Origin of the sequence: Stenotrophomonas maltophilia, from assembly GCF_001676385.1 — a bacterium.
Lineage (GTDB): Bacteria > Pseudomonadota > Gammaproteobacteria > Xanthomonadales > Xanthomonadaceae > Stenotrophomonas > Stenotrophomonas maltophilia_J.
Genome location: NZ_LYVJ01000017.1, coordinates 55367 through 65317, shown reverse-complemented (window position 1 = coordinate 65317; position 9951 = coordinate 55367). Strand labels below are relative to the sequence as shown.

Here is a 9951-nt window from a genome sequence, read left to right as displayed (position 1 = left end):
GACCCCGGATAGATCGCGCGCGCGCCAGCCGCGAAGAGAATTTGGGGTGGGGCAAAGTCAAAGGCAACCACGCGTGGCGTGGATCTACAGGGTGAAGTTGTTGCCTTTGACGTTGAGTCCGCCTTCAAGCGAGCCGAGCACCGGAGGTCCGGCGAGGGCGAAGAGGCGCGGGTGTCTGAGCGCAGCGAGTTCCGCGCCGTCCCTTGGCGGGCCGAGGAGCGCAGGGCACCGACGTGCGCAGCACGTCGGCTCGCGGCCGGCGGAGCGTTTCTTTTGGCTACTTTTCTTTTCGCGAAAAGAAAAGTAACGCCCGACCAGGCGCCAGTCACCCGTGGCCGCTGTAGAGTCGAGCCATGCTCGACTGCGCGGTTCAACCCAGCATCTCCAGCCCACGCACTTCAGTAATGCCCAGCCCTGGCACGTCGCTGATGCTGATCTCCGATTCGTTGAAATGCACGCCGCCGCTGACCGGGTCGAACTGGCCCAGCGAGGGACCGTCGAGGTCAACCTTGGTGATCACATCGCTCTTGGCCACGGCCAGGTGCACGGCGGCAGCCACGCTGATGCTCGACTCGATCATGCAGCCGATCATGCAGGGCACGCCGTAGATGCCAGCGATGTCGGCAATGCGGATCGCATTGGACAAGCCGCCGGTCTTCATCAGCTTGATGTTGATGATGTCGGCCGCGCGCTGCTGGATCAGGTCCATCACCTGGCTCGGGCTGAATACGCTCTCATCGGCCATCACCGGCGTGTTGACGCGGTCGGTGACGTACTTCAGGCCGCTGATGTCGGCGGCTTTCACCGGCTGCTCCAGCAGTTCCAGCACCACCCCGGCCTCTTCCAGCGTGCGCATTGCGTGCACCGCCTGCTTGGCGGTCCAGCCCTGGTTGGCGTCCAGCCGCAGCAGGGCGCGGCCCTCCACCGCCGCGTGGATCGCCTTCACGCGTTCGATGTCCAGGCCGATGTCCTTGCCGACCTTGATCTTCAGCGATTCGAAGCCGCGCTCGATCGCCGACAGCGAATCGGCGACCATCTTGTCGATGTAGTCCACGCTGATGGTGATGTCGGTGGTGATCACCGGGTCACCGCCACCGAGCATCTGGTATAGCGGTGCACCGTGCAGCTGCGCCCACAGGTCGTACAGCGCGATCTCCACCGCCGCCTTGGCACTGGTGTTGCGCTCCATCGCGGTCTGCACCAGCGTGCACAGGTGGTTGAGGTTGACCACGTCCTGGCCGATCAGGCGCGGGGCAATGAAGTGGCGGATCGCTTCGATGATCGAGCCGTGCGTATCGCCGGTGATCACTGCGGTCGCCGGCGCTTCGCCATAGCCGATGTGGCCGGTGTCGGTGCGGACCAGCACCACCACGTCCTCCACGGTTTCCACCGTGCGCAGAGCAGTCTTGAACGGCGTCTTCAGCGGCACGCGCAGCATGCCCAGTTCGATGGCGGTGATCTTCATTCAGGAGTCTTGGCCCGCAGGCGCTGGATGTTGGTGATGCGGTCGATGTAGCGGACGGTGTCGCTGGCCATCATCGGCTCCAGCGGCGTGACCGAAACACCATTGAGATGGGCCTGCACGCGCGTGCCGTCGGCTCCGAACCAGCTGCCGCCCGCCGTATCGTGGATCACCCAGGTGCGGCCGTCGACGTGGCCGATGGCCATCATCACGTGGCCAGGGATGTAGACCAGGTCGCCGACCTGTAGCTCGGCGACGGCACGGTCGCGTACCGCTTTGCTGTCCTTGCCGGTGAACGGCAGGCGATCCAGCGCCGGGCTGACCGCCTGTGCACTGGTATTGCGCGGCAACAGCACGCCGAAGCTGCGGTAGATCTCGGAGACGAACCCGCTGCAGTCGCGGGTGTCGTAGTCATGGCCCCAGCCGTAGCGTTCGCCCAGGAACTTGAAGGCCTGCTGCAGCAGCAGGCGCGGGGTCAGCGGCAGGTAGTCGGCGGCGGTATCCTGCGAGCGCGGCAGCAGCGCTGGCACCAGTTTCAGGCGGCCATCGGCTTCGCGCACCGGCAACTGCACCACCCACGAGGCGTGGGCCTGCTGGCCGTTCACCGGTTCTGAAGCAGGCCAGTCGGCCAGCACCGGCAGGCGTACGCCCATGTCCAGCTGCAGGCGCGAGACGCGTGGCTCTTCCGGGGTATAGGCGGTCTGCGCGGTGGCACCGGTGACGATGCGGTACGGGCCCTTCGTGCCATAGCCGAGCACCGTGGCCTTGTCGCCGCTGGCGATGGCATCGGCTTCGATCCACGCGCTGTAACGCTCGCTGTGCACGAACAGCCAACGGCCATCGGCGCTGCGATGGACCACGGCGACCTTGTCGCCCGGGAACAATGCAGATTCCTGGAAGCGGTCGATGTCGGTGTCACCGGCAGTGCTGAAGACGCGCTCGCGGGTGGGGAAGGTGCGTAGCGCGGCACGCTTCACCACCAGCCCGTATACCGGCGCGACGTGCGCGGGAATCGCATCGAGGCCGAGGTTGGCTTCGATGCCACTGCGCAGCGCGGGGGCGATGGGCTGGCCTTTCTCGTTGAACAGTGCACGCTCGGGCCAGCGCGACAATGCGCTGATGCTGGCACGCACCGTCGCCGCATCAAGCTGGGCGGGCAGTGTGGCGATGTCCTGGATGTGGCTGTCCTGCGCCCGCATCCGCGCGTTCTGTGCGTCGATCTGCGCGCGGTCCAGGATCGGCAAGTCGGCGTTGTCCAGCCGCGCCGCCCAGTACTGGGGTGTCAGATAGGCCTCGTGCAGGCCGACCACGTAGGGCAGCGGTGTGCCGGGGTCAGGTGGCGGTGCAGCCTGTGCGAAAGCCGGTGCGGCCAGCAGGCACAGGGCCAGGGTCAACCGGCGCGGCCACTGCCGGTCCGGTGCGCGGGAAGCCAGGATCATGCGCTGCATACCCTCCTCGAATGCCAGTTGGAATATTTATTCCTTTCACTGGCGAAAGCAAGAATAAATTATTGACCGGTCCCCCGGCCCGTGTTACACAGCCCTTACCACCCGCGCTGGGGAAGGGTCGCTGTGGATCCTGCCGTTCGCAAACCGCGTCTGCCTGCCGCCGCTGGCCTGTGTGCCGCGCTGCTGCTGTGGGCGTCTGCCACGCAGGCAACGGATGGGCATAACAGCCAGCAGCGGGCGCGCCAGACGCAGGTGATCGACCTGATCGACAGCGGTCGCTTCAGCGATGCCGAGGAGCTCCTGGCCACCGGAACAGGCGCGGTCGAAGACGCTTTCCAGCGCGAGCGCATGCGCCGCATCCGCCAGGACTTCAGCCTGGACGAATCCGCCGCCAAGTCTGCCGTGCGTCGCTGGATTCCGGACCTCACCGACGAAGAATTCGCGCGCTGGGACCAGTTGGGCCTGATCGAGCACCTGGACATCGACGGCACGCGCTGGTACTTCAAGCGTGCACCGTCGAACCTGTTCCTGCTCAGCGATGAGGCACGCGCACGCCGCCGCAAGGATGCACCGATGCCGGCGCCGGGCCCGAACGAGGTACTCAACGCGCACCACGCGCGCGTGCTTGCCGCGGCCGAACAGAGCGGCCAGGCCTCGGTGCTGCCGCAGCGCATCGAATTCACCCAATCGCTCACGGTGAAGGCCGACGCCGTGCCGGCCGGCGAAACCGTGCGTGCCTGGATTCCGTATCCGCGCGAGATCCCGGGCCAGCAGGAGCAGGTGCAGTGGCTGGGCAGCGCCCCGAGCAAGGCGCGGGTGGCACCCGCCAGTACCCTGCAGCGCACCGCCTACCTGGAAGCCAAAGCGGTAGCCGGCAAGCCGACCCGCTTCGAGATCCGTTACGCGGTCACGATCCTCGCCCGGCATACCGCGATCGACCCGGCCAAGGTGCAGCCGACTCCGGCTGATCCGGCCTTGAAGCCCTACCTGGCCGAACAGCTGCCGCATGTGCGCTTCACCCCGGCGCTGAAGCTGTTCTCCGACCAGGTGCTGCAGGGCGAGACGCGCCCGTATGAAGTGGTGCGCAGGCTGTTTGCCGCGGTCGACCGCATTCCGTGGGCCGGTGCGCGCGAATATTCCACGCTCAGCAACATCAGCGACTACGCGCTGCGTGCCGGCCATGCCGACTGCGGGCAGCAGACGTTGCTGCTGATCGCGCTCCTGCGCCTGAACGGCATCCCCGCACGCTGGCAGTCGGGCATGGTGTTCTCCGACGACGGCAGTGGCTACAACAACCTGCATGACTGGGGGCAGGTCTACCTGGCGCCGTATGGCTGGCTGCCGATGGACGTGACCACCGGTGCGCTGGCCAGCGATATCCCGGCCCTGCGCGATTTCTACCTGGGTGGCCTCGATGGCTACCGCATTGCCTTCAACGACGATTTCGGCCAGCCCTTTGTGCCGGCCAAGCAGCACTTCCGCTCGGAAACGGTCGACTCGCAGCGCGGCGAGGCCGAGTGGGCAGGCGGCAACCTGTACTTCGATCAATGGAGCTACGACTTCCAGTGGCGGCTACTGCCAGCCAGGCAACGCTAGCGCGACACGGCACATTCCACACCATTCAATTCTTGCAGGAGAGAGCAGGGGATGAAGGCTTACAGCATCAAGCGGGCGGCGTTGTGCGTCGCCCTTGGGGCGTGTCTGGGGGTGATCGCACCCAGCGCATTCGCACAGGATGGTTCCGTGACCGGCCGGCTGGTCAGTGACGGCGGCCAGGTACCGCCGGGCGCCACCGTGACGGTACGTAACCCGGCCACCGGTTTCGTCCGTTCGGTCCAGGCCGAGGCCAACGGCAGCTATCGCATTCCGCTGCTGCCGGTCGGTACCTACGACATGGAGGTGAGCCTGCCGGGCGGTGCGGCCAGCCGTGTCGGCCAGGTCACCGTCAGCCTGGGCAGTGCCACCACGGTGAACGTGCCGCTGGGCGCGGTCAGTACCCTGGGTACGGTGGAAGTGCGCGCGCCGCAGGTGGTGTCGATGGTGGACGTGAAGTCCACCGAGTCGGCCACCAACATCACCCGCGAGGAGCTGTCGCGCCTGCCGGTGGACCGTGACATCACCGCAGTGGCGCTGCTCGCGCCGGGCGCGGTGAAGGGCAAGGGATCGCTGGGCGGGCAGGGCATTTCCTTCGGCGGCTCGTCGGTGGCCGAGAACACCGTCTACATCAACGGCCTGAACGTCACCGACTTCTACAACCGGGTCGGCTTCTCGTCGGTGCCGTTCTCGTTCTACCAGGAGTTCCAGGTCAAGACCGGCGGCTACTCGGTCGAGTTCGGGCGCAGCACCGGCGGCGTCATCAATGCGGTGACCCGCTCGGGCAGCAATGACTTCAAGGCCGGTGCCGAGCTGGTGTTCGAGCCGCGTGCCTGGCAGTCGCAGGCACGTGACCGCTACGACGGCAGCGGCAGCCGCTACATCACCGCCAGCCGCGACGACTACAGCCGCAGCGCACTGAACGTGTTCGCCTCCGGCGCGCTGGTACAGGACCGCCTGTTCTTCTTCGGCATGTACGAAGCGCGCGATTACCGCCCGACCTCCACCAACGATGCCGGTACGCGGCTGAGCCAGGGCAAGGCCGACGACCCGTTCTGGGGCGGCAAGATCGACTGGCAGATCACCGACAACCAGATGCTGTCGCTGTTCGGCTTCTCGGACAAGAGCAAGACGCTCACCGATGTCTATGCCTATGACTACGCCACGGGAGAGACTGTAGGCGAGCGCAGCAACCAGATCTACAACACGGTGGGTGGCAAGAACTGGTCCGGCACCTATAGCTGGCAGGTTAACAACGACCTGACCATGAAGCTGATGTATGGCGAGAACAAGCGCAATCGCGTGCAGAGCTCGCTGATGGACCAGAACTGCAACCGTGTGTTCGACAACCGCACCGCCAGCCAGGGCGTGCCGCCCTCACTACAGGGTGATCGCAGCTGCACCAGCAGTTCGCAGCTCGAATCCGCACTGGACACGCGAAAGGCCGCGCGCGCCGATTTCGAATGGACGCTGGGCAACCACCTGCTGCGCTTCGGCCTGGACCGCGAAGAAAATACCTCCGATTACAGTCGCGCCTATCCCGGCCCGGGGGGGCTGCGCTATGACATCTACGCCCGTACGCCCGGCAGCTCGCTCAACGGCGGCGTGGTGCCGGCCAGCGGCCTGGTGGCGCGTACCCGTCGCTATGAAGTGGAAGGTGCCTTCGAGACGATCAACTCGGCCTACTACCTGGAAGACAACTGGCAGGTGACGCCGAACCTGCTGCTGAACATGGGCCTGCGCCTGGAAGCGTTCGACAACAAGGGCGGCGACGGCAGCAGCTACATCAAGATCGACGACATGCTGGCCCCGCGCCTGGGCTTCTCCTGGGACGTTCGCGGCGATGGCACCACCAAGGTATTCGGCAACCTTGGCCGCTACTTCCTGCCGGTGGCCAACGTCATCAACATCAAGCAGGCCGGCGGATTCCTCGACGAGCGTACCTGGTACGAATTCCTCGGCTACAGTGGTGCGGCCAACAACGTTCCTGTCCTGGGTGCGCAGATCGGCCCGGTGGACAATTCGCAGGGCGACGGCAGCGTGCCGGACCTGCGTGCCGAAGTGAACCGGGACATGGACCCGGTGTACCAGGATGAGGCGATCCTCGGCTTCCAGCAGATGATCAACGAAGCCTGGTCGATCGGTGCCAGCGTGACCTACCGCCGCCTGCACAACGCCATCGATGACATGAACATCACGGCCACCGGCCAGTGCGGTGCCATCGACGGGGTGTGGATCATGGGCAACCCGGGCCGGACCAATACCGTGTGGGGCGACACCAACTGTGACGGCAGCAATGACGGCTGGATCAGCATCGACACCTCCAAGGAAGGCTGGGCGCTGTACGACGATGACGGCAACTACGTCGGCCAGCGCGGTTGGGTGAAGCCCAAGCGTGATTACAAGGCGCTGGAACTGCAGGTCGACCGCGCGTGGGATGGCAAGTGGGGCTTCAACGCCTCCTACACCCTGGCCTACGGCCGCGGCAATGCCGAAGGCCCGGTCAACTCCGATACCGACTTCGCCGATGCCGGGCGCACCGAGAACTTCGACAACCCGTGGGTGAACTACCGGGGTTACGGCTACCTGGCCAACGATCGTCGCCACCAGTTCAAGTTCCGTGGCAGTTACGCGTTGACCGAGAACCTGAGCGTGGCCGCGACCCTGGGCGTGCAGTCGGGCAGCCCGATCACCCGCTTCGGTGCCGGCAATCCGTTCGATGACACCGACTTCCACAGCTACTACGTGTGTGTGTCCAACTGCCAGGCCACGGTGCCGTCCGAACGCGTGTTCGTGCATTCCCCGCGCGGTGGCGATGGGCGCACGCCGTGGACCTACGACCTGGACGTGAGCGTGTCGTACAAGGTGCCGATCCCCACCGATCTGCGCCTGAAGCTGGCGGTGTACAACGTGCTCAACCAGCAACGCGTGGTGACCGTCGACCAGGACTACGAACCACAGGACAGCATCGGTACGCCGAATCCGCTGTATGGCTACGGTACCGGGTTCCAGTCGCCGCGCTACGCGCAGCTGACCGTCACCTGGGCCTACTGAGAGGCGGTGCCGGGCGTGGTCATGCACCTGCCATGGCTCCTGGCCGCGCTGGCGGCACCGTCTGCCGCCGCGGCGGGCACCGCCTCCCTCGATGCCGATGTCGCCGCCGTGGTCCGGCACGAGCACCTGCCCGGGCTGGCCATGGCGGTGGTCGACAACGGGCAGGTAGTCTATCGCCACGCCGAAGGATCGCGCGGCGACGGCGGCCGCATCGACGAGGACACGCTGTTCAAGATCGCCTCCAACAGCAAGGCGATGACCGCCGCGCTGCTGGCGCGGCTGGTGCAGCAGGGCCGGCTGCGCTGGGATGACCCGGTGCAGCAGCATCTGCCGGATTTCCGCATGCATGACGCGTGGGTGGGCCGGCAGATGCAAGTGCGCGACCTGCTGATCCACAACAGCGGCCTTGGCCTCGGTGCCGGTGACCTGATGCTGTGGCCGGAGCCGAATGCCTTCACCCGCGCCGACATCATTGGCGGGCTTGCACACCTGAAGCCGGTCAGCAGCTTCCGCAGCCGCTATGCCTACGACAACCTGATGTACGTGGTGGCCGGTGAGGTCGCTGCGGCCGCCGGTGGCAAGCCCTATGACCAGCTGATGCGCGAGCAGGTGTTCGAACCAGTGGGCATGACGCGGTGCCAGGTGGGTGCGTGGTCGGTGAAGGGCGTCGGCAACGTGGCGCAACCCCATGCCTGGCGCGGTGATCGTAACGAGGTGGTGGATGCGGATGCACCGATCAGTCCGGACCTGACCTCGATGGCGGCCGGTGGCATCCGCTGCTCGCTGCGCGACATGACCCGCTGGATGCAGGTGCTGCTGGATCCCTCCCGGGTGCCGGGCTGGCTGGACAGCGAGCAGCGCCGTACGCTGTGGACCTTGCACATGCCGATGCCGCTGGGCGAGCGCCAGCGACGCTGGGACAATGCGCACTTCTATGGATACGGCTATGGCTGGCGCGTTTCGGACATGGACGGGCAGTGGAAAGTCGCGCACACCGGTACGCTGTCGGGCATGTACTCGTCGTTGGCACTGCTGCCCGACCGCAAGGTGGGCGTGGTGATGCTGATCAACGGCGACGGCGAGGACGCGCGCACTGCGCTGATGCAGGCCACGCTGAAGCGCTTCACCGCGCCGGACGATGCGCGGCCGGCGATGGAGTACCTCGCCGAGCTGAAGGCCGACCAGGCGGCACGCGCCGCGACGGGCCATCAACGGCCTGCGACTTCGGATGCGCAGCCATCGTCGGTTTCTGATCTGCCGCGCTGGCAGGGCCGGTACCGCGACCCCTGGCTGGGGCCGGCCTCGTTGTGCCCGGGCAAGGACGGCCTGCGCTTCAGCGTTGACAAGTCGCCCCGGCTGCAGGGGGCCGTGCTGCAGCTGCAGGGGCGCTGGCTGCTGCGCTGGGATACGCTGGGCGAAGACGCACAGGCCTGGTTGCAGCCAGGGGACGGTGCACCGCCCACGCTGGACCTGCGCGCCATCGATCCGGACATCGACTTCAGCTATGACTTCCAGGACCTGCATTTCACTCGCGTTGGCGATTGCCCTGGCAGCGACCGCCAGCGCCGCTGAGCCACCGCGTGTTTCACCGGCCACCGACGCGGCCAGCGCCGGACTGGTGGAGATCCGCACGTTGTCGCCAGGCATCGACATGGATATCCGCTATGCCGGCGCCAATAACTTCACCGGCGCACGTGTGCCCGGCTACGAGGCGCCTTCGTGCTACCTCCTGGCGCCGGTGGCGAAGGCGCTGGCACAGGTGGAACAGGACCTGCGCGCCGATGGTTTCGGCCTGCGGCTCTACGACTGCTACCGGCCGGTGCGTGCGGTGCAGGCGTTCATGGCCTGGGTGAATGACCCCCGTGAACAGTCGCGCAAGGCGCTGCAGTATCCGGACCTGGACAAGCCGCGCCTGCTGGCCGACGGCTACATCGCCGAGCGCTCCGGCCACAGCCGCGGCGCCACGGTGGATCTGGGCCTGCTGGATTGCCGCAGCGGCGCATGTACGCCGTTGGACATGGGCACCGACTTCGACTTCTTCGGGCCACGTGCGCATACGCAGGCGAGCGGGCTGGGTGAGACGCAGCAGGCGAACCGGCGGCAACTGGTGCAGGCAATGGCACGGCGCGGTTTCGTGAACTATCCGCAGGAGTGGTGGCACTACACGTTCCAGCCGGAACCGGATCCCGGTACCGCTTACGACGTTCCCGTGCGGTAGCTGGCACCCTTCATGGGCTGGGGCTAGATCCGTTCTCCATAGGAAAACGGATCTGACCCCGACCCTCGCAACGATTTGGTGCGCCATCTCGTTGATGTTGCCGGCCAGCGGCCGGCACTGCCGCAGGTGCAGGGTGCAACCCTGCCGATACCCCTTAGACTGGCCGCCTTCTCATC

Annotated in this window: 6 protein-coding genes; 4 read left to right on the top strand and 2 right to left on the bottom strand. The window is 66.3% G+C overall.

The window, feature by feature from the left end; genetic code table 11:
* Positions 1-370: 370 nt before the first annotated feature.
* Both A9K58_RS18265 and A9K58_RS18260 read right to left on the bottom strand, forming a co-directional pair.
* Complete coding sequence (locus tag A9K58_RS18265) at positions 371-1465, bottom strand: dipeptide epimerase (RefSeq protein ID WP_065200687.1); 1095 nt, start codon at positions 1463-1465, stop codon at positions 371-373.
* Entirely contained in the window at positions 1462-2901 is a 1440-nt protein-coding gene (locus tag A9K58_RS18260) for a C40 family peptidase (protein ID WP_065200691.1), read from the bottom strand. The genes A9K58_RS18265 and A9K58_RS18260 overlap by 4 nt, the downstream gene beginning before the upstream one ends.
* A gap of 132 nt (positions 2902-3033) precedes the next feature.
* On the opposite strand from A9K58_RS18260, the gene A9K58_RS18255 reads away from it, so the two are divergent.
* The 4 genes from A9K58_RS18255 to A9K58_RS18240 are packed head-to-tail and all read left to right on the top strand — an operon-like array spanning position 3034 to position 9775.
* Positions 3034-4506, top strand: coding sequence for a transglutaminase-like domain-containing protein (locus A9K58_RS18255; RefSeq protein ID WP_065200686.1), 1473 nt, complete (start codon positions 3034-3036; stop codon positions 4504-4506).
* A 51-nt stretch (positions 4507-4557) separates the two neighbouring features.
* Positions 4558-7557 carry a TonB-dependent receptor gene (locus A9K58_RS18250; protein WP_065200685.1) on the top strand — a complete coding sequence of 1000 codons (3000 nt, stop codon included), beginning with the start codon at positions 4558-4560 and terminating at the stop codon, positions 7555-7557.
* Positions 7558-7578: 21 nt separating this feature from the next.
* A complete protein-coding gene (locus tag A9K58_RS18245) occupies positions 7579-9129 on the top strand; it encodes a serine hydrolase (RefSeq protein ID WP_065200690.1) in 1551 nt (516 codons plus the stop codon).
* Entirely contained in the window at positions 9062-9775 is a 714-nt protein-coding gene (locus A9K58_RS18240) for a M15 family metallopeptidase (RefSeq protein WP_081284167.1), read from the top strand. Before A9K58_RS18245 ends, A9K58_RS18240 begins: the two co-directional genes overlap by 68 nt.
* Positions 9776-9951: the final 176 nt, after the last annotated feature.